At 67.4% G+C, this 18,880-nt stretch carries 18 protein-coding genes and 1 pseudogene; 5 read left to right on the forward strand and 14 right to left on the reverse strand.

Going from position 1 to position 18,880, the window contains the following annotated elements; genetic code table 11:
• On the reverse strand, window positions 1-202 hold a 202-nt coding region (locus tag PJB24_RS15080), incomplete at its 3' end, for a winged helix-turn-helix domain-containing protein (protein ID WP_273847338.1).
• 109 nt (window positions 203-311) lie between these two features.
• Here PJB24_RS15080 and PJB24_RS15085 point away from each other — a divergent pair.
• A complete protein-coding gene (locus PJB24_RS15085) occupies window positions 312-2,813 on the forward strand; it encodes a glycoside hydrolase family 2 protein (RefSeq protein ID WP_273847341.1) in 2,502 nt (833 codons plus the stop codon).
• Here the strand turns inward: PJB24_RS15085 and PJB24_RS15090 are convergent.
• The 3 genes from PJB24_RS15090 to PJB24_RS15100 are packed head-to-tail and all read right to left on the reverse strand — an operon-like array spanning window position 2,810 to window position 5,174.
• Window positions 2,810-3,700 (reverse strand): YihY/virulence factor BrkB family protein, encoded by an 891-nt coding sequence (locus PJB24_RS15090; protein WP_273847343.1) that lies wholly within the window; start codon window positions 3,698-3,700, stop codon window positions 2,810-2,812. The genes PJB24_RS15085 and PJB24_RS15090 overlap by 4 nt on opposite strands.
• A 24-nt stretch (window positions 3,701-3,724) precedes the next feature.
• The gene (locus PJB24_RS15095; protein WP_273847347.1) at window positions 3,725-4,816 is read right to left on the reverse strand and encodes an AI-2E family transporter; all 1,092 of its coding nucleotides are present in this window, start codon (window positions 4,814-4,816) and stop codon (window positions 3,725-3,727) included.
• Complete coding sequence (locus PJB24_RS15100; RefSeq protein WP_273847348.1) at window positions 4,809-5,174, reverse strand: hypothetical protein; 366 nt, start codon at window positions 5,172-5,174, stop codon at window positions 4,809-4,811. The genes PJB24_RS15095 and PJB24_RS15100 overlap by 8 nt, the downstream gene beginning before the upstream one ends.
• Before the next feature lie 265 nt (window positions 5,175-5,439).
• On the opposite strand from PJB24_RS15100, the gene PJB24_RS15105 reads away from it, so the two are divergent.
• A complete protein-coding gene (locus PJB24_RS15105) occupies window positions 5,440-6,393 on the forward strand; it encodes an LLM class F420-dependent oxidoreductase (RefSeq protein WP_273847350.1) in 954 nt (317 codons plus the stop codon).
• A gap of 5 nt (window positions 6,394-6,398) precedes the next feature.
• Here the strand turns inward: PJB24_RS15105 and PJB24_RS15110 are convergent, their stop codons facing one another.
• The 4 genes from PJB24_RS15110 to PJB24_RS15125 form a co-directional block, all read right to left on the reverse strand.
• Complete coding sequence (locus tag PJB24_RS15110) at window positions 6,399-8,363, reverse strand: monovalent cation:proton antiporter family protein (RefSeq protein ID WP_273847352.1); 1,965 nt, start codon at window positions 8,361-8,363, stop codon at window positions 6,399-6,401.
• A 44-nt stretch (window positions 8,364-8,407) separates the two neighbouring features.
• Window positions 8,408-9,214, reverse strand: a complete 807-nt coding sequence (locus tag PJB24_RS15115; protein ID WP_273847354.1) for an SDR family NAD(P)-dependent oxidoreductase — start codon at window positions 9,212-9,214, stop codon at window positions 8,408-8,410.
• Window positions 9,215-9,280: 66 nt separating this feature from the next.
• Window positions 9,281-10,075 carry a DNA-methyltransferase gene (locus PJB24_RS15120; RefSeq protein ID WP_273847355.1) on the reverse strand — a complete coding sequence of 265 codons (795 nt, stop codon included), beginning with the start codon at window positions 10,073-10,075 and terminating at the stop codon, window positions 9,281-9,283.
• A 3-nt stretch (window positions 10,076-10,078) separates the two neighbouring features.
• A complete protein-coding gene (locus PJB24_RS15125) occupies window positions 10,079-10,540 on the reverse strand; it encodes an acyl-CoA thioesterase (protein ID WP_273847356.1) in 462 nt (153 codons plus the stop codon).
• Window positions 10,541-10,664: 124 nt separating this feature from the next.
• Between PJB24_RS15125 and PJB24_RS15130 the strand changes: the two genes are divergently transcribed.
• A complete protein-coding gene (locus PJB24_RS15130) occupies window positions 10,665-12,008 on the forward strand; it encodes a tetratricopeptide repeat protein (protein WP_273847368.1) in 1,344 nt (447 codons plus the stop codon).
• A 10-nt stretch (window positions 12,009-12,018) separates the two neighbouring features.
• Window positions 12,019-12,243, forward strand: coding sequence for a hypothetical protein (locus PJB24_RS15135; RefSeq protein ID WP_273847357.1), 225 nt, complete (start codon window positions 12,019-12,021; stop codon window positions 12,241-12,243).
• On the opposite strand, the gene PJB24_RS15140 is transcribed toward PJB24_RS15135, so the two are convergent.
• The 4 genes from PJB24_RS15140 to PJB24_RS15155 all read right to left on the reverse strand — a co-directional run bounded on the left by PJB24_RS15140 (window position 12,240) and on the right by PJB24_RS15155 (window position 15,956).
• Window positions 12,240-12,842, reverse strand: a complete 603-nt coding sequence (locus PJB24_RS15140; RefSeq protein WP_273847358.1) for an HD domain-containing protein — start codon at window positions 12,840-12,842, stop codon at window positions 12,240-12,242. The genes PJB24_RS15135 and PJB24_RS15140 overlap by 4 nt on opposite strands.
• A gap of 12 nt (window positions 12,843-12,854) precedes the next feature.
• Window positions 12,855-13,826: an ROK family protein gene (locus PJB24_RS15145; protein ID WP_273847361.1), complete on the reverse strand. Its 972-nt coding sequence runs from the start codon at window positions 13,824-13,826 to the stop codon at window positions 12,855-12,857.
• 71 nt (window positions 13,827-13,897) lie between these two features.
• Window positions 13,898-14,827, reverse strand: coding sequence for a cobalamin-binding protein (locus tag PJB24_RS15150; RefSeq protein ID WP_273847362.1), 930 nt, complete (start codon window positions 14,825-14,827; stop codon window positions 13,898-13,900).
• A gap of 13 nt (window positions 14,828-14,840) precedes the next feature.
• Window positions 14,841-15,956, reverse strand: a complete 1,116-nt coding sequence (locus tag PJB24_RS15155; protein WP_273847364.1) for a site-2 protease family protein — start codon at window positions 15,954-15,956, stop codon at window positions 14,841-14,843.
• Between the two features lie 71 nt (window positions 15,957-16,027).
• Between PJB24_RS15155 and PJB24_RS15160 the strand changes: the two genes are divergently transcribed.
• Window positions 16,028-17,770 carry a bifunctional 3'-5' exonuclease/DNA polymerase gene (locus PJB24_RS15160; protein WP_273847366.1) on the forward strand — a complete coding sequence of 581 codons (1,743 nt, stop codon included), beginning with the start codon at window positions 16,028-16,030 and terminating at the stop codon, window positions 17,768-17,770.
• Here PJB24_RS15160 and PJB24_RS15165 read toward each other — a convergent pair.
• Window positions 17,767-18,591, reverse strand: a complete 825-nt coding sequence (locus tag PJB24_RS15165; protein ID WP_273847369.1) for a sugar phosphate isomerase/epimerase family protein — start codon at window positions 18,589-18,591, stop codon at window positions 17,767-17,769. The genes PJB24_RS15160 and PJB24_RS15165 overlap by 4 nt on opposite strands.
• 100 nt (window positions 18,592-18,691) lie before the next feature.
• Window positions 18,692-18,880: pseudogene (locus PJB24_RS15170) on the reverse strand (malonate-semialdehyde dehydrogenase); the annotation flags it as partial.

An 18,880-nucleotide genomic window follows, 5' to 3' on the forward strand; every position in this document is an offset into this window, starting at 1 on the left:
CGCCCCTCGACCTCCCCTTCCCCACCTCCTCGATCACACCCTCCGAAAGAAGCCGCCGCACGATGTTCGAGACCGTCTGCGCCGTGAGCCCCGTGCGCTCCGCGATCTCCACCCGGCTCGCCCCGTCCCCGAGCCGGATGATCTCCAAAACCAGACGCTGGTTGTAGTCCTTGACCTTCAAAAGGTTCGTCCCCGTGCGCATAGGATCACCCCCTGACCGAATTCGAACGAGTCTATTCTAAGGGCCCGGTGTGTGCAGGCCACCTCTGTTAACATAACTCAAGTTGAGTTATTTAGTAAGAGGAGGACGGGTGCTGGGAAGGTGGAAGGTAGCGGACTTCACGGCCGGAGACGGCTTTGCGGCCGGGGCGCACGAGGAGGAATTCCCGGAGGAGGGGTGGATCGGAGCGGAGGTTCCGGGGGACGTGCACACGGCGTTGCTCCGGGCCGGCCGGATAGAGGACCCCTTCTACGGTCACAACGAGGGGAGGTGCTCCTGGATCGAAGAGCGGGAGTGGTGGTACCGCACCGCCTTTACGGGCCCGGAGGAGCCGCTCCGGGAGGACGAGAGGCTCAGGCTCGTCTTCGGGGGCCTCGACACCTTCGCCACCGTCTGGCTCAACGGGAAGGAGCTCGGCTCGCACGAGAACATGTTCCGGGAGGCCGTCTTCGACGTGAGCGAGGAGGTCAGACTCGGCGGGGAGAACGTCCTCGCGGTACGCTTCGACCCGCCGCTCGAGAGGGTCTCGGGACGTGAGGTTCCGGGGTGGGCGGTGAACGAGGCGCGGCGGGTTCTCATGCGCAAGGCCCAGTTCGGCTACGGGTGGGACTGGGGGCCGAGGCTCCCGACGGTCGGGATCTGGCGCCCCGTCGAGCTCAGGCGCGAGCGCGGGGCTGCGCTCTCTGGCGTCCACTTCTACACGCTGGAGCTCGGGTGTGACCGGGCGCTCGTCGCGGTGCGGGTCGAGGCGGAACGCTTCGCCGGTCGAGGGCAGCTCGGGGTACGCGCAAGGCTGGCATCGCCGGCGGGCGGGGAGGCTGCTGCTGGCGTGGTGGACCTGCGGGGGGAGGAGAGGCTACGAGGCACGCTCTACCTGGAGGTCAAAGATCCCGAGCCCTGGTGGCCCAATGGGCTCGGGGAGCCCGCGCTCTACGGGCTACGGGTCGAGCTTCAAGCAGGCGGCGAGGTTCTGGAGAGGAGAGAGCAGAAGGTCGGCATCCGCACGGTCGAGCTCGATCAGTCCCCGGACCCCGACGAACCGGGCAGCAGGTACTTCCGGTTCGTCGTAAACGGGGTGCCCGTCTTCGCGCGGGGGGCGAACTGGATCCCGGCAGACTCCTTCGTCGGCAGGATCACGCCCGGGCGCTACCGCAAGCTCGTCCTCGCGGCCAGGGAGGCCAACATGAACATGCTCCGGGTGTGGGGTGGCGGGGTCTACGAGCACGACGCCTTCTACGAGGCGTGCGACGAGTGTGGGGTGCTCGTCTGGCAGGACTTCATGTTCTCCTGCGCCGCCTACCCCGAGGACGAGGAAATGGCCGCCGAGGTCGAAGCAGAGGCCGAATATCAGGTAAAGCGGCTCAGGAACCACCCGTGCCTCGCCCTCTGGTGCGGCAACAACGAGAACCAGTGGATCCACGACCAGAAGCACTGGGACGAGCCGGGGAGCAAGGTCCCCGGCTCGCTCTACTACGACGAGATACTGCCCCGGGTGGTGCGCGAGCACGACGGCAGGACACCCTACTGGCCCGGCTCGCCGTACGGGGGCGACGACCACAACTCCATGCAGGACGGCGACCGGCACAACTGGGACGTCTGGCACGGCAGCTTCCCCCGGCGTTTCGGGGAGCGTCCCCGGCGCGAGCCCACCCCCGAGAACGTCTCGTATGAGCGCTACGCCGAGGACGAGGGGCGCTTCATAAGCGAGTTCGGGATGCACGCCGCGCCGTCCATCCAGACCCTGAAGCGGGTCATACCAGAGGAGGAGCTCTACCATCACAGCCCCTCGATGGACCACCACAACAAAGACGAACCCAAGGACAAGGGCGACAGCCTCATGCTCACCGTCACGGGCCTGCCGGAGACGCTCGAGGAGTACGTGGACTACAGCCAGATCTCCCAGGCCGAAGGGCTCAAGTTCGCCATCGAGCACTTCCGGCGGCGCAAGCCCCACTGCTCCGGCACCCTCATCTGGCAGCTCGACGACTGCTGGCCCGGTCTCTCGTGGAGCATCATCGACTACTACGGGCGGGGAAAGGCCGGCTACCACTACGCAAGGAGGGCCTACTCGCCCGTCCTCGCCTCGTTCAAAGAGACAGATGAAGGCACGGTCGAGCTCTGGGTTACCAACGACACCAAGAGACCGGTGGAAGACCGGGCCCTGGTCTCGCTGAAGACCTTCGCCGGGAAAGTCCTGCGGGAAGAGGAGCTCACGCTCCGCGTTCCGGCGAACGCCAGCAGGCCCATCGCGAGGTGGGAAGGAGTCGAAGGTGGGAACGACCGCTACCTCTCGGTCCGGTCGGAAGGTGGCCTCTTCCCCAAAAACCGGCACTTCTTCCGCGCCATAAAAGACCTCGCACTGCCGGAGGCCGTCCCCGGCGTAGAGGTGGTACAGGAAGACAAAGATCTTCTGCGGGTCACGCTCGAAGCCCCGGCATACCTCTACTTCGTGCACGTGGAGGTGCCGGACGGACGTCCCTCGGACGACTACTTCGACCTAGAAACCGGTGAGAAGAAGGTCATAGAAGTGTGCGGACCGGTCGGGGTGGAGGACGTCCGTGTCAGCTGGAGGAGGTTCGGGGATGACGGCTAGAGATCCTTCGGGTGCCTGGGGTGGATCAACCTCACCTCCTGCCTCTCCTCCTTCAGGCGGGTGGTGATCGCGTTGACCTCTATCCCGACGAGAACCGCGAGCCCCGTGAGATAGAGCCAGACCATCAGGACCACCACCGTCCCGATCTGACCGTAGATGCGGTTGTAGTTTCCCAGATCCGCCACGTAGAAGCTCAGGGCCCCGCTCATGAAGAACATCAGGACTGTGGCCAGAAGACCACCCGGTGTGACCCACCTGTAGCGCATGTGCGCGTTCGGGGCCAGATAGTAGACAACGTCCAGCGCCAGGGTGACCACCACGAATGCCAGCAACCAGCGCCCGACGTTCCAGTAGCGCAGCAACACGTGAGATCCGGAGGCGCCCTGCGCGTAGACCAGCACCTTGAAGACCACGAGCGTCAGCACGGTCATCATGACGGTGAACCCCAGGGCTATCAGGACGGCGGTCCCCCGCAGCTTCCAGAAGGGCCGGTTCTCCGTCAGGTTGTAAGCACGGTTGGCCGCCTTGGTGATCGCGATAGCCGCCCCCGAACCCAGCCAGAGCGTGCCCAGGATGCCTCCGACGAGCAGGCCGGTACCGGTGTGCTGCAGCGTGCGCGAGACGTAGTTCGCGAGCAGCGCCGTCGCCTCCTCCGGGAGGAACCCCGAGGTGCGGTTGATCAGCCGCTCCACCGCAGCCTGAGGATCGCTGAGGGCCAGCCCGGCCAGCGAGACGATGAAGATCAGGAAAGGGAAAAAAGAGATCAGGAAGGAATAGGCGAGCTGCCCGGCGAGGCCGAACAGGTCGTTCTCCCTCACCTTCACGAAGACCCGGATCACCGCCTCCCTGCAGAAGGTGACCCTCAGGTCCGAGAGCAGCTCACTCAACGCACTCTCCCAGAAGAAGGACTCTCATCGTTTCTCCCTCTCCTCTCCGCCACCGGGCTTCTCCACCGGCTCGGTGATCTCGTCCAGGATAACCCCCACGAGCACGGCGGTCGGCACCGCGATGAGTGTGCCGACCACCGGACCTATAAGCGTTCCCATCACCAGGAATGATACGAGTATCACACCCTCCGGGAGCTTTATCTGCTGGCCCATGACCCGCGGCTGGAGCAGGTTGCCCTCGATCTGGTTGAGGATGAAGAACAGGATGACCACTTCCAGGGCCTTCACCGGAGAGATGGTGAGAGCAAGCAGGGCGGGAAGCAGCCCGCCGAGTATCGAGCCGAAGAACGGGATTATGTCCAGGAGCCCGGCCAGGATGCCGAAGGTGAGCGCGAGGGGCACGCCCAGGATCCAGAGCCCGACCCCGCCACCAACGCCGATGAAGCTCGCGATTATCACCGTCCCCACTACCCAGCCCCTCAGACGATCCCCCACCCGGTAGATGAACGCCTCGAACTCCCGCCGGTGCTCTCGGGGTACAAGCCGGAGCACCCCCGAGACGTAGGTGCGTGGGCTTATGGCGAAATAGATCGAGAGGAAGACAGCCCCTATGATCGCGACCACGAAGGAGGTCGCCGTGCTGATTAGGCCGGGCACAGAGCCCACAACATTCGAGAGCGAACCCTGCACCCGCTCCAGCAGCCGCGAGGTGTCGAAGGAGAACGGGAGGTTCTTCAGCAGGTTCTCCAGTGAGCTCAGGGTGCCAGGCCCCCGGCTCAAGATGAGGCTCTGAACCTCACTCACCAGACTCGGGATGACCAGAAGCACCACGACCGCCCCGAGCCCGGCGATGATCATGATCAGGATGAAGACCGAGACCAGCGGCGGGGCGCCGAGGTCCTCGAGCGCGTTGACGATCGTCCTCAGCACCAGCGCGACGAGCATCGCCACCACTATGACCTTCAGGACCGGTAGCACCTGGTAGGCCGCGAGCAGCACCACGACCATGATGACCGCCAGTGGCGCCCCGCGCGTGAAGCGAGAGGATGAGATCCCGGATCTTACTGCCTCCCCAGGCGTCCCCCCTTCCTCGCCGTTTCCCGGCCGGTCACTCAAGCCCCGCCTCCCGCCTTCTCCCGCACAGACGTTCCATGAAGCGCTCCACGCTCACGCAGACCAGCTCGATCGTGGACGTGCTCATCATCTCGGGCAGCGGGTCGAGGGCGACGAGCCCGATCCCGTTGCCTTCTCCCAGCAGGGCACTCAGCTCCTCGGCATCGCTCTCCCTGGCATACCAGCCATCCTCCAGCCCGGCCCGCCAGAGGAACATCTCGGCCTCCTCCTCAAAGCTGAAGACGGGCAGGGCCTCCCTCCCGAAGGCGTCCAGGGTCAGCGGACGTCCCCCTCCCCCACCCACCACAAGCCAGTAGCGAGCCGGCCTCTTCCCCGTCCCCGCCAGATCAGAGTCTCTCATCACCCCAGCAGCACCTTTCCGCCTGCATCTCCCGGAGGGGCCCGGAGCCTTCCGGCAGCCCCCGCCGGATCCGCGCCCCGCCCGGCGCATGCATCTTCCTGCGGCCGGATGCCGACGGGGAGCAGTCTCCCGATCAGTCCAGCCGCCATATCCTCAGCCTAAAGTACCGCCCAGTGTGCCGCAAGATCCAGGAACGTGGGTTGAAATGAAACCGCAGGGGGTAATCACAGGACATGTCGTAGGCGAGCGAGGATGGAGAACCTGCATGGCGAAGATAGGATACTTCCTCTCCTGCGAGGAGTTCGGCCCCGCCAGGCTCCTTGAGCAGGCGAAGATGGCCGAGGAGGCGGGCTTCGAGGGGCTCTGGATCAGCGACCACTACCACCCCTGGAACTCCGAGCAGGGCAACAGCCCGTTCGTGTGGTCGGTGATAGGCGCGCTCTCGCAGATGACCTCTCTGCCGGTCACCACCGGCGTGACCTGTCCCACGATGCGCATCCATCCGGCCATAATAGCCCAGGCCGCCGCCACCTCACAGGTGATGCTGAACGGCAGGTTCTCCCTCGGCGTGGGAAGCGGCGAGAACCTGAACGAGCACATCCTTGGCCACCGCTGGCCCCCCGCCGACGTACGGCTGGAGATGCTGGAGGAGGCAGTCGAGGTAATACGCCTCCTCTGGGAAGGAGGCGTCAAGGATCACCACGGAAGATACTACACCGTCGAGAACGCTCACCTCTACACCCTTCCCGACGAGCCGCCGAAGATCCTCGTCTCGGGGTTCGGTGAGGCCTCGGCCCGGCTCGCAGGCAGGATCGGTGACGGCTACTGCGGTGCCTCCCCGGAAGGGGATCTGGTCTCGCTCTTCCGCTCCTCGGGCGGCGCGGACAAACCGGCCCACGGCGGGGCGAAGGTCTGCTGGGGCGAGGACGAGAAGGAGGCTCGCAGAACGGCCCATCGACTGTGGCCCAACGAACAGCTCCCCGGGCAGCTCGCCCAGGAACTGCCCACCCCGGCGCACTTCGAGCAGGCCAGCTCGCTCGTGACCGAGGATATGGTCGCCGAGGCCGTCCCGTGTGGCCCCGACCCCGAACGTCACCGGCAGATGATCCACGAGTACCTGGAGGCTGGCTACGACGAGATCTACATCCAGCAGATAGGCCCGGAGCAGGAGGGTTTCTTCCGCTTCTACGAGCGTGAGATCCTGCCGGGGTTCCGCTAGGATCCTCACACCGGGCTGCGGGCGAGCTCCACGAAGGAGGCCCGCTGCTCCGGGGTGCCGAGAACCGCGAGCATGTCCCCGGGGCACAGCCTCTCCCCGGGCCCGGGGTTGGTGATCACATCCTCGCCGCGCACCAGCGCGACGATCGAGGCCCCGGTCCTCCCGCGTACCCCGAGCTCCCCGATCGTGCTCCCGGCCAGGAAGCTCCCCTCCGGGACCGAGACCCACTCGGTCTCTATCAGCTGCGAGGCACGCCGGAGCTGGGGGAGCATCCCGCTCCCGCCCCTCCGGGCCATCGGCGCGTAGAGCTCCCGGCGCACGGTGTCCGAGAAGCGCTGTATCTCCCCGGCGTCTATCCCGAGCTGCACCAGCGCCTGCCGGGCGAGCTCTATCCCGGCCTCGAACTCGGGCTGGACCGCCTCGTAGACCCCGAGGCGCCCCAGCTCCTCGAGCTCCTCGACGCTCGCCGAGCGGGCGACGATGCGCACCCCGGGGTTGAGCGACCTGATGCGCTGCACGGCGAGGCGCGCCCCGATCACGTCGGGCACCGTCACGACGGCCAGCCGCGCATCTTCTATCCCCACCGCCTCGAGCACCTCACCGGAGGTGGCGTCCCCGTAGACGACGGGGAGCCCCTCCTCGCGGGCCGCCTCGACCTTCTGCGGGTCTATGTCCAGCACGACGAACAGCTGGTCGAGCCGCCGGAGCATGCGCGAGACGAAGGTCCCGACCCGCCCGCACCCCACGACGACCACGTGCTCCCGCAGCTCACCCTCCGGAAGCTCCACCTTCATCGCGGGCTCCGTGGCCGGGAACCGCCGCCGCCAGAGCCCGTAGAGGACGGGGGCCGTGCGCGCCGCGAGCGGGGTGAAGGCCATCGTCAGGACGGCCACCGTGAGCGAGGTCGAGTACATCTTCTCAGATAGCGCCCCGCTCGAAGCCCCGGCCTGCGCGAGCAGGAACGAGAACTCCCCGACCTGGAACATCCCGAGCCCCACCGCGAAGGGAGCTATGTTCACGTAGCCGAAGACGCGGGTCACCCCGGCGAGGATGGCTCCCTTGCCCACGAAGACCAGAAGGACCGCGGCGGCGACGAGCGGGACGTGGTGCCAGACGAAGGCGGGGTCGAGGAGCATCCCGACCGAGACGAAGAAGAGCATCGCGAACACGTCGCGCAGGGGAGCGATGTCCGCGAGCGCCTGGTGGCTGTAGTCCGAGCGGGAGAGGACTATCCCGGCGATGAACGCCCCGAAGGCGAACGAGAGCCCGACGTAGTAGGTAGCGTACCCCACCCCGAGCCCGACGGCGGCGACCGCGATCAGGAAGAGCTCTCGCGAGTTCCACCGCGCCACCCGCTCCATCAGCCAGGGGAAGACGCGACTGCCGAAGATCGCCATCCCGGCGACGAACGCCGCCGCCTCGAGCGCCGAGAGCCCGAGCTCCGGGAGGCCCTTCTGCAGGTTCCGCAGCTCCGGCAGCAGGACCAGGAAGGGTATCGCCGCGAGATCCTGCACGACGAGCATCCCGATCATAACCCGGCTCGAGAGGGTGTTCATCACCCCCTGCTCCTGCAGCGTCTTCAGCACGACCGCGGTGCTCGACAGAGATATCAGAGCCCCGAACCAGACCGCCTCGAGCCACCCGAACCCGAAGAGGCTCGCCACCCCGTAGCCGAAGAGGAGCGTGAGCAGGATCTGCAGCGGCGTCCCCAAAAACGCTATGCGCTTCACGGGCCTGAGCTCGTCTATCGGGAAGTGGAGCCCGATCGCGAAGAGTAGCAGCGCTATGCCGATCTCGGCGAGCAGCTCTATCTCGTGGGCGCTACCGACCGTGAGCCCGCCGGTCTTCGGCCCGACGACGACCCCGGCCGCGATGTAGCCCAGGATGAGGGGCAGCCCGAGCCTGCGGGCGATCAGGCCGCCGAAGAAGGCGGCGACGATGATGAGCGCTATGTCTCCCGCTATGCCCATGGCGTCGCCGCCCTTTTATACTACGGGCGGCTCCTGAACCGCCGCTACTGCGCGGTCCAGCCGCCGTCCACCAAAAGCACGCTCCCGGTCACGAAGCTCGAGGCGCGGGAGGCGAGGAAGACCGCCGGCCCGACTATCTCCCAGACCTCACCGAAGCGACCCATCGGCACCCGCCGCACCACGTCCTCGTACCACGCGGTATCCTCCATCACCTGCCGCACGAGCGGCGTGGTGAAGTACGCCGGGGCGAGCGCGTTGACCAGGATGCCGTGCGGGGCGAACTCGAGCGCAAGCACCCGCGTCAGCTGCACCACGCCCCCCTTGCTCGCCGCGTAGGCCGCCTGCCGCTGCATCACCACGAGCCCGAAGATGGAGGCCATGTTGATGATCCTGCCGCCTCCCCCGCCACGGACCATGAGCTCCCCGAAGGCCTTCGAGCAGTGGAAGAGACCCCGCAGGTTCACGTCCAGGACGGCGTCGAACTCCTCCGGCTCGAGCTCCAGCACCGGCTTGCGCCGGTTGATGCCGGGGACGTTGACGGCGATATCCAACCGCCCGGCCCACCTCCCGGTCTCCCCCGCCGCAGAGCGTACCCCCTCCCAGTCGCGCACGTCAACCGCGATCGCCGTGCTCTTCCGGCCGAGCCCGGAGATCTGCTCCGCCGTCTCCTCCGCGCCCTCCAGGTTGATGTCCAGGCAGGCCACATCCGCCCCGAACCGCGCGAACCCGAGCGCTATCGCCCGCCCGAGACCCGACGCAGCCCCCGTGACGGCGGCCTTTTTGCCTTCGAGGCTGAAGATCCCCGCGATATCCTCCGGAAGCCCCTCCTGTCTTCCCAGGCTCTCCTCCATGACACCCCCAGAAAGATAAATAGTCACATCCGCTACGCCAAGCCTAGGCTACGGTGGGGGTGGCTGTCAAACGCGGTGCAGGGCGTCTCCCCATCTGGAGGCGGCGATGCGCCTGGCGGCGAGCGTACAGAACTCCTCCTCGAGCTCGGTGCCGACGAAGGCGCGCCCCAGCTCCCTGGCGGCGACGGCCGTCGTCCCGGAGCCGCAGAAAGGGTCGAAGACGAGCTCCTTCTCGCGCGTGGAGGCCAGTATCGTCCGCCGCACGAGCCGCAGCGGCTTCTGGGTCGGGTGGTAGCCGCAGAGCCTCTCGGCGGGCGGGGCGCTCGGGATGCGCCAGACGGAGGTGAGAGGGGAGGATGACGACCCCGAACCTTCGAAAACCTCGTGGTTGAAGGTGTAGCGCGACGATCGGCTCCGCGAGGCCCAGACCAGGAGCTCGTGCGCGTGGGTGAAGGCGGTGTGCAGCGCGTTCGGGGGCGGGTCGGGTTTCTCCCAGACTATGGTCTGTATGATCCTGAAACCCAGCCTGAGAAGCGCGAAGCCGACCGAGAAGACGTTGTGGTGGGTGCCGGTGATCCAGACGGTGCCGTCCGGCTTGAGTATGCGCCGCACCCCCCTCAGCCAGCGCAGGTCGAAGGCGTAATCCTCGCGCAAACCCCTCGGACGGTCCCATTCCCCCTTGTCCACCGGTGCGAGCCTGCCGCCCCTGACCGTGACCCCGCCCGAGGAGAGGCGGTAGGGAGGATCCGCGAAGACCATGTCCACACACCCCGGCGGCACGAGGCGCATGAACTCCACGCAGTCCGTACGGTAGACGATCGCCCCCGGCTCACCGTAGGAACTCAGCCGGCCCAGTTCCATCGCCTAGCGGAGGAGATCCTCCTCCGGGACCCCTTCGAGCTCCGCGACCGCCGAGAGGAACCAGTCCGGGCGCGGGCGCGAGCTTCCGGCCTCCGGGTCGTAGAAGACGTGGGCCGCACTCCCCTCGGCGGCGAGCTCGCCCTCCTCGAAGCTCTTGCCGACGCGCAGCTCGTACTCCATCGTGTACGAGCGGTTCCCCACCGAGGAGATGCTCGCTGCCCCGTAGAGCTCGTCGTCGAGGAAGACCGGCGAGACGTAGCGTACCCGGTTCTCCGCGACCACGTGCCGGGCTCCCGGGAGGTCCCCGGTCTCGAGCTCGACCCCGAGGTTCTCCGCCAGACGCCGCCAGTAGGCGAACTGCAGCGTCTCGAAGAACTCCAGGTAGACCGCGTTGTTGACGTGCCCGTAAGGGTCGAGGTCGCGGTAGCGGATCTCGAGCCGTTTTATGACTGGCGTTCTCTTCACGGCGTCCTCCTCGTCAATCTCGTTCCCGACACGGAGCCCACGGCGAGAGATTCTAACCGTCCCGCCCGTCGCAGGCCTCCATCCCGACGCCATCCTGACCGATCGAGGTGGTTTAATTGGGGTGATGGGTTACGAAGAGTTTCTGGAGCAGGGTGAGACCCTCGCCGAGGAGGGTCTCGTGGAGGAGGCACTCGCCCGCTTCGAACAGGCCCTGGCCGACGAACCGGACAACCCGGAAGCGGTGGAGGCCGTCGGGCGGGCGCTGATGAACCTGGGGAGGCTCGAGGAGGCCGCGGATTACTTCGAACGTGCTCTGGCACTCGACCCCGGGTGGGCCGCCCCGCACATCGACCTCGCCTTCCTGGCGATGCGCCGCGAGGACCCGTTCAAGGTCGTCCACCACCTGGAACGCGCGATAGAGGCCGACCCCGAGCTACCGGAAGCCTACGTCGAGCTCGGCCGCTACTACGGCCTGCTGGGCGAGCCCGATCTCGCCCGCGCGACCTTCGAGCGCTGGACCTCGGCCAACCCTGAGGACGCCGACGTCCTGATCGAGGCCGGGCTCACCCTCTTCGACGCCGGGGAGTACGCCGACTCGCTGGGCTTCTTCGAGGCCGCCGCGGAGGTGGCCGGGAATGAGGAGCAGAGGAGCGCCGCGCTCACCTACCGGGCGAACGCCCTCGACATGCTCGGCCGCTACGAGGAGGCCGTCGCCGGCTACGAGGGCGTGATCTCGCAAAACCCCTCGTGGTGGGAGGCGCACGTCAACCTGGGCATCTGCCACGACCGCAACGGTGAGCGGGAGAAGGCCGAGGCGGCCTTCCGGCGGGGGCTCGAAGAGTGCCCCGGCTCCCCGGAGCTGCGCGACGAGCTCGCGGCCCACTACCTGGCGGAGAAACGGAACCTCAGGGAGGCCCTCGCGCTCTCGGAGGAGGCGGTGGCGCTGGGACGCGACGAGGTACGCCACCTCTACACGCTCGGCGAGGTGCGGGCGGCGCTGCAGGACGACGCCGGGGCCGAGGAGGCCTACCGGGCCGTCCTCACCCTCGACCCGGAGGACCCGGAAGCGCGGGTGGAGCTCGGCCTCATCTACGAGCGGCGCGGCAGGATCCCGGAGGCCGAGCAGCAGTTCATGGAGGCGCTCAAGCGGGACCCTGACAACCCGCGCGCCCTCCACTCCTACGCCGGACTCTACTACGCAGCAGGAGACAGGGCGATGGCCGAGCGACTGCTCGAGCGCGCGATCACCTCCGATCCCGGCTACGCCCCGGCGCTCTCCGCCCTCTCCGGGCTCAAGGCCGGACAGGGAGACAGAGAGGGTGCGTTGAGGTTGATGCAACGCGCGATCGAGGCCGGGGAGAGCGACAGAAGCTACTTCGAGAACGCCCCGGAGTTCGCCGCGTTGCGCGGGGATGCGGTGTTCACGGCGCTCCTCGAGCGCATGGACGAAGACGAAGGCTCCCCGTAGGAAGCTGGCGATGTCCTTCGCCGCCGCAGCGGGAGGATTCCTGGTGGTGCTCGGTCTGATCTCGCTCGGCTTCGGACTGGGTGCCCTGCTGCGGGGCGGCAGGGGGCAGCGCGGCGGCATCGGGCCCCTCTCCGAGCGCGGGGTACACGTGGTCGCGGGCCTCAGGATGACGCTCGTAGGGGTGCTGTGCCTGGCCGCCGGGGCCTACGTCCTCTACTCGCACTACGCGGGCTAGAGGAGCCTCCCTCCCCGGGTAGCTTCATTCATGTTCCCGAAGAACCGGTCCATCTCCATGCAGCGGTCGAGCGCGATCCTGCGGCTCGTCGCGAAGCGCAGCAGGCGCGGGAGCCGGCGGCGCAGCTCCTGCGCGTGGTGGAACGCGGCGGAGAGGTCCGGGACGTCCTTCTCTATTCCCACCATCGCGAAGATCCTGGCCAGCCCGATACTGCCCAGATAGTCCAGGATCACGGCGTCTTTGAGGAGCAGCGACTCCGCCGAGGAGCCGGGAGCGCGCCCCGGCGGGTGGTGCTCTATGGCGTCGGCGACCAGCAGGATACGCTCCTCCGGGAAGTTGCGGTCGCGCAGGATGCGGGTGGCCACCGAGGCGGAGCGCTCCGCGTGGTCCCGGCCCTCCCTCAGGTTGTAGGCCCGGTAGAGCCCGATGTCGTGCAGCAGGGCGGCGAGGAAGAGCGCCTCTTCGTCGTGATCGAGCTCCTCCTCGCGCGCGAGGGAGCGGGCGGTCTCGTAGACCCTCAGGCAGTGGGCGTAGCCCCAGACCGGGTGGGTCCCGGCCCGGGCGACGAGCGCCTCGATCTCGGCGAATACGTCCCGCACGGAAGTCCCGGCTCAGGAGGAATCGGAGGCGCCGCCGTTCTCCAGCACCAGGGCTCCCTCCTCGTCCCTGGCGAGCGCGGCCGCGCCAAGCACCCCCGCCTCGGGCCCCAGGGTGGCCTCGCGCACCCGCACCAGCTCGCGCGAGGGGGAGCGCGCCCGCAGCCACACCTCCCTGCGCGCCGGCTCCAGGATGAGCTCTCCCGCCTCCGAGACGCCGCCTCCTATGGCGATGACCTCCGGGTTGAAGATGTTGACGAAGGCCGCGAGCCCTATCCCGAGCCACCTCCCCGCCTCGCGCAGAACCTGTAACGCCGCCTCGTCCCCCCGACGCGCAAGCCGGAGCACGTCCTCGCCGAGAACGTCCCGCTCGACGGCGAGTCGCCCGAGCGCCGAGTGGGGCATCTCGCTCGCCACCTCCCGGGCCCGACGCCGGATCGCCGTGCCGGAGGTCAGCGTCTCCAGGCAACCCCGGTTGCCGCAGCTGCAGCGCGGCCCCGTCGCCTGAACGGTCACGTGCCCGAGCTCCCCGGCAGCCCCCTGCGCCCCGCGCAAAAGCACGCCGTGCGAGATCACGCCACCGCCCACCCCGGTGCCGAGCGTCACGAACACCAGGTGCTCGCACCTCTCGCCGGAGCCGAAGCGGAACTCTCCCCAGGCCGCGGCGTTCGCGTCGTTCTCGACGGTCACCGGGAGCCCCACCCTGCCCCCGAGCTCCTCCCGCAGTGGTATCCCCTCTATGACCTCCAGGTTGGGGGCTGTTATGACCCTGTTTTCCCGGGTCGATACGAACCCCGGGACCGCCAGGCACACGCCCCCCACCTCGTATCCGCTCCCGACCTCCCGGATGGCGGCGGCGATGCTCGAGAGCAACCTCTCCCGGAAAGCCGGCGTGGGATAGCGCACCTCGTTCAGTATCTTGCCCTCAGGTGAGACGACGCCCGCGGCGATCTTGGTACCCCCGATGTCTACACCTATGGCGTTCATCAAGCCCCCCTCGGATCTTCCCCGCAGGATCTCATACCGGGGTATTGTACGCGCCCTCCGGGCCGACCCGCTCACACGAACGTGCTCCATGCGGGGTGGGCGAGCGGCACGGCGCGTCTCGGATCCGGTGGGGGGAATACCCCGGGGTGGAGGATGGAGGCGAGCAGCTCTACCCCTTCGACGAGCCTGGGTCCGGGGCGGCTGAAATACGAGTTCGCGTCCACCGCCCACACGCACCCCTGAGCGACGGCCGGCAGGCTCTCCCAGCCGGGCAGGCGTGTGAGAATCCGTCCCTCGCGCGCGGCCCGGCGCGCGTCGAAGCCGCAGGGCATCAACACGAGGACGTCGGGAGAAGAGTGTACGACCTCCTCCCAACCGATGCGACGCGAGGGCTCGCCCGGCTCCGAGACGGCCTCCTCTCCGCCGGCGATCTTCACCATTTCAGGCACCCAGTGTCCGGCGCCGAAGAGAGGATCGAGCCACTCGAGACACACCACACGAACCGGCCGGAGGGAGGAAGTCGCCTCCCCGACGCGGCGCAGCCTCTCCCGCAGTGCAGCGACCCTGCCGCGCACCCCCTCCGCCCGGCCCACCGCCTCCCCGACGGCGAGCGCATCTTCGAGCACCTCCCCGAGCGAGCGTGGGTCCATCGAGAACACGGCAGGGCGCGGGTGTAGCCCCGAGACCGCCTCCTCGACGAGCGAGGGTGAGACGGCGCACACCTCGCACAGGCCCTGGGTGAGGACGAGGTCCGGCCTCAGGCGCGCGAGGAGCCCGGCGTCGAGCACGTAGACGCTCCCCTCGTCGGAGAGCCTGTTCACGGTCGCGTCTATCTCCGCGCTCGACATGCGGGAGGGGTCTACCGGAGTGGAGGTGAGCTTCGGAAGACGCCGCACCCCGGGCGGATGGTCGCACTCGTGGGTGACGCCGACGAGCTCGTCTTCGGCCCCGGCGAGGGCCACCATCTCGGTAGCGGCCGGGAGCAGCGAGACGATGCGCAACCTCTTTCTCCCTTCAGAATCCCTTCCGGTGGTCCATGCCGCGCAGCAGGTTCGCCTGCCCGATATCCTCTATCGTAAGCATCCCGACGAGCTCCCCGGATGCGCTCACCACCGGGATGGCCCGCATCCCGCTCTCCTGCAGCAGCCTCTGTCCTTCCTGGAAGAGGTCGGCCTCGGGCGTGACGGTGGGGAAGTCGGTGCGCATCAGGTCGCGCACCGTCGAGTAGCGGTCCGGGGAGTGGGCGGCGGCGAGGATCTCGTTGCGGGTTATCATGCCGACGAGGGTGCCGTCCTCGTCGACGACGGGGAAATCTTCCTGGTAGCCGTGGATGACGGCGTCGAGCACCTGACCAAAGGTGTGGTAGGGGCTCACCGTCTCGGTGCGTCGCCTGGAACCCATCACGTCGGCGACCGAGAGACCGCGCATCGTCTCCCGCTGACGCACCATCTGCGCCTCTCCCCCGGCGCCGAAGAAGATAAAGATCGCGATGAGCGCGAGCAAAAAGCGACCGGTAAAAATGCCGCTGAGGAAGAAGAGGAACGCGAAGAACTGTCCGATCGAGGCGGAGATCTCGGTGGCCCGCACGTTGCCGAGGCGGGTGGCGAGAAGCCCCCGAAGAACCCGGCCCCCGTCCATCGGGAAAGCCGGGATCATGTTGAAGAGCGCGAGGGCCAGGTTCGTCAGCGCCAGGTACTCGAGTATCTGGCCCGCCGTGCCCCTGTTCGGCATGATCCCGGGCGTTCCTGTCCCCTCCCCGCCGAAGCCGAACGAGGCGAGGAAGAAGATGGCCGCCAGCACGACGTTCACCAGTGGGCCGGCTATCGCTATCTTCACCTCGTCCAGGGGTTTCTCCGGCATGCTCTTCATCCGGGCGAGCCCGCCGAGCGGCAGGAGGGTTATGTCCGGGATCTCGATCCCGAGCCTCTGCGCCACCAGGGAGTGGCCGAACTCGTGCAAAAGCACGAAGACGAAGAGCGCGATGATGAGCCCTATCGTGATGAGCGTGGTGGTGAGGCTCTCAGAGGAGCTGTAAGCCGAGTAGCCGAAGACGAGCAGCAGCAGGAAGAAGGTCCAGTGGACCTTTACGTCGATGCCGAAGGCCCGTCCTATCTTGAAGGAACCGCCCATCTTGAAAGAGAGTGTACCTTACGGAGCTCGAACTAAACGTACCCTCGTACCCCCCTGTTAGAATCTCCTGCATGAAGGGCCTCTCCGAGCACACCCTGATAACCGATCGCAGCGAGCTCGAGGCCGTCGCAGACGAGCTCGCAGGCGCTCCGGTGGTCGGCGTGGACGTCGAGACGACCGGGCTGAACCCGCGCGACGGCCGGCTGCGTCTGCTGCAGCTCGCCACCCCGCAGAAGACCTTCGTCGTCGACGCGTTCAGCGTGCGGGACCTCTCACCACTTGCGCCCATCCTAGAGGACGGACCCGAGAAGGTTCTGCACAACAGCAAGTTCGACTACGAGTTCCTCCTCGAACAACATGGCATCAGGCTCCACCCCATCTTCGACACCATGCTCGCCGCGCAGCTTCTCGACGGCGGCCAGCAGGGTTCATCCTACGCGCTGGAGGCCGTCGCCGAGCGCTACCTGGAGGAGGAGGTGGACAAGGCGGCCCGCCGGGAGGACTGGTCCGGCCAACTCTCCGAGGAGCAGCTGCGCTACGCGGCGAAGGACGCGGCCATCCTGCTCCCGCTGCGCGAGGTGCTCGCAGAGCGCCTTGCCGAAGAGAGGCTGCGCCGGATAGCCCGCATAGAGTTCGGGGCGGTCGGGGCGATAGCCGAGATGGAGCTCGCCGGCATCAGGCTGGACCTCTCCCGCTGGAGGGAGCTCGAGGAGACCATACGCCGCAGGAGGGACGAGGCGGCGGCGGAGCTGGAGTCGTTCTTCCCGCCTCCGGAGGGGGTGCTCCCGCTGGAGGGGCTCGGGCCGGGCCTCAACCTGAACAGCCCTCAGCAGGTGATGGAGGCCTTCCGCTCCCTCGGCATAGAGCTCCCGGACACCCGGGTGTGGACGCTGCTCGGGGTCGATCACCCGGCCGCGCGGGCGCTTTTGCGCTACAGGGAGCTGCAGAAGAAGCTTGGCACCTACCTGGAGCCCTACCCGGGCTACGTTCACCCCAGGACCGGTCGCATCCACGCCAGCTTCCTGCAGTGCCGGGTCCCCACCGGCCGCCTCGCCTGCACCAACCCGAACATCCAGCAGATCCCGCACGAGGACGAGTTCCGCCGCTGCTTCGTGGCAGGGGAGGGCAACACCCTGGTCATCGCCGACTACTCGCAGATAGAGCTCAGGATCCTGGCGGAGGTCTCCGGGGATCCCGCGTTCCTCAGGGCCTTCAACAGCGGAGAGGACCTGCACCGCCTCACCGCGGCGACGATGTACGGCGTCCGGCCGGAGGAGGTAACGAAGGAGCAGCGCTCGGCGGCCAAGCGGATAAACTTCGGGCTGATGTACGGCCGGGGGGCGAAGAGCCTCTCGGCCCAGCTCGGCACCGACGAGGAGCACGGGCGCAGGCTCATAGACGAATACTTCGCCAGCTACCCGAAGGTGCAGGGCTACCTCCAGACGACCGCCGAGAGAGCCCTGCGGGAGCGGCAGCTGCGCACGCTCGCCGGGAGGGTCAGGAAGTTCGGCCCTCCCTCGCCCCAGGAAGACCGGGGGGCGTTGAGGAGAGAAGCGATGAACTACCCGATACAGGGGACCTCGGCGGACATCACCAAGCTCGCCCTCTGCTACGTCGGCCGCGACCTCAGGGATCTGAAGGCGCGTCTGGTCAATTGCATCCACGACGAACTGGTCGTGGAGTGTCCCGAAGGGGAGGCAGAGGAGGTGGCGGAGCGGATGAAGGGGGCGATGGTGCGGGCCGGGGAGAAGATCCTCACGAAGGTCCCGGTCGAGGTGGAGGTCGCTATCTCACCGGAGTGGCGCAAGGGTTAGCGCTGCTCGCAGAGCGGCAGGAGGCTCTGGTAGCAGCACCTGGCGGCCTCTTCGGCCGCCAGGTGCCAAAGCTCCGCGTTGAAAAGCTCGATCGAGAAGTAGCCCTCGTAGCCGCTCGTCTCCAAGGCCGAGATGATCTCCGGTAGATCCAACACCCCTTCCCCCGGCAGGACCCGGTCGAAGTCGCGATGCGTCAGGTCCGCCGGGATGTCCGGCATGTCGTTTATGTGGACGTGTTTGATCCACCTCACCGAGTCCGGTCTGATGTCCGACAGCTTCGTCGGGGTAACGTGGTAGTGAGCGGTGTCGAAAAGCACTCCTACCCGCGGGTGGTCGGCCATCTCCGCGACCCGCACCGCGCTCCGGAGGCTCCTGACGAGCGGCGACCAGTTGAACTCGATGGCGATCTCTATCCCGGTATCCTCGGCAGTCTCCGCGAGCTCCCGCACTGCGTAAGCCACCGCACCGAGCGCCTCGGGCGAGCTCTGCTCCGGTCCGTCGGTGCCGACGATCATCACCTCACCACCGAGCTCGTGGATGAGGCGGGCGTTCTCCACGTTGGCCTTCAGGTTGGGCAGGCGGGCGTCCGGTGAGCCAAAGCACACGATCTCGAGCTGCGACCCTGCGACGACGCGCAGACCGCGCGAGTCGAAGAGCGCCCTCGTTTCTCCCACCGTGTGCCCGTCTTGGAGCCAGTCCCTGATGAGGTTCAGGTGAGGTTCTACGTTCCTGAAACCCGCGGCGGCGTAGGCGTCCAGGGCCTCCTCGAGGTTTCTGTGGGCGGTACACTGCGAGTTGATGGCGATCTGATCCAGGCGCATGGTCACTCCTCTGCTCCTCGAGAGATACGCCTGGCCTGCCGGGCCGCCCGTACCCCGACTAAGGGCGGCCCGGTCTCCGGCGGCTTCCTTCCAGCCGTGCCTAGGCGTCTGCCTCCCCGGGTCGGGCGACCGAACGCCCCAGATCGTCCGGGTCCGAGTAGAAGCGGACTATCTCGACCTTGTTCTCGGTGAAAAACCTCACCCCATCCTTGCCCGTGGCGTGCAAGTCCCCATAGAAGGATTTCTTTATCCCGTTGAACGGCATGAACGCCATCGGCGCCGCTACTCC

This window comes from Rubrobacter calidifluminis (genome assembly GCF_028617075.1).
Classification (GTDB): Bacteria; Actinomycetota; Rubrobacteria; order Rubrobacterales; family Rubrobacteraceae; genus Rubrobacter_E; species Rubrobacter_E calidifluminis.

What these genes read in the sequence shown, in the direction of transcription:
- PJB24_RS15100 (WP_273847348.1), bottom strand. Translation starts at nt 5,174, where the DNA reads ATGAGAGACTCTGATCTGGCGGGGACGGGGAAGAGGCCGGCTCGCTAC.
- PJB24_RS15105 (WP_273847350.1), top strand. Translation starts at nt 5,440, where the DNA reads ATGGCGAAGATAGGATACTTCCTCTCCTGCGAGGAGTTCGGCCCCGCC.
- PJB24_RS15110 (WP_273847352.1), bottom strand. Translation starts at nt 8,363, where the DNA reads ATGGGCATAGCGGGAGACATAGCGCTCATCATCGTCGCCGCCTTCTTC.
- PJB24_RS15115 (WP_273847354.1), bottom strand. Translation starts at nt 9,214, where the DNA reads ATGGAGGAGAGCCTGGGAAGACAGGAGGGGCTTCCGGAGGATATCGCG.
- PJB24_RS15120 (WP_273847355.1), bottom strand. Translation starts at nt 10,075, where the DNA reads ATGGAACTGGGCCGGCTGAGTTCCTACGGTGAGCCGGGGGCGATCGTC.
- PJB24_RS15130 (WP_273847368.1), top strand. Translation starts at nt 10,665, where the DNA reads ATGGGTTACGAAGAGTTTCTGGAGCAGGGTGAGACCCTCGCCGAGGAG.
- PJB24_RS15135 (WP_273847357.1), top strand. Translation starts at nt 12,019, where the DNA reads ATGTCCTTCGCCGCCGCAGCGGGAGGATTCCTGGTGGTGCTCGGTCTG.
- PJB24_RS15145 (WP_273847361.1), bottom strand. Translation starts at nt 13,826, where the DNA reads ATGAACGCCATAGGTGTAGACATCGGGGGTACCAAGATCGCCGCGGGC.
- PJB24_RS15155 (WP_273847364.1), bottom strand. Translation starts at nt 15,956, where the DNA reads ATGGGCGGTTCCTTCAAGATAGGACGGGCCTTCGGCATCGACGTAAAG.
- PJB24_RS15160 (WP_273847366.1), top strand. Translation starts at nt 16,028, where the DNA reads ATGAAGGGCCTCTCCGAGCACACCCTGATAACCGATCGCAGCGAGCTC.
- PJB24_RS15165 (WP_273847369.1), bottom strand. Translation starts at nt 18,591, where the DNA reads ATGCGCCTGGATCAGATCGCCATCAACTCGCAGTGTACCGCCCACAGA.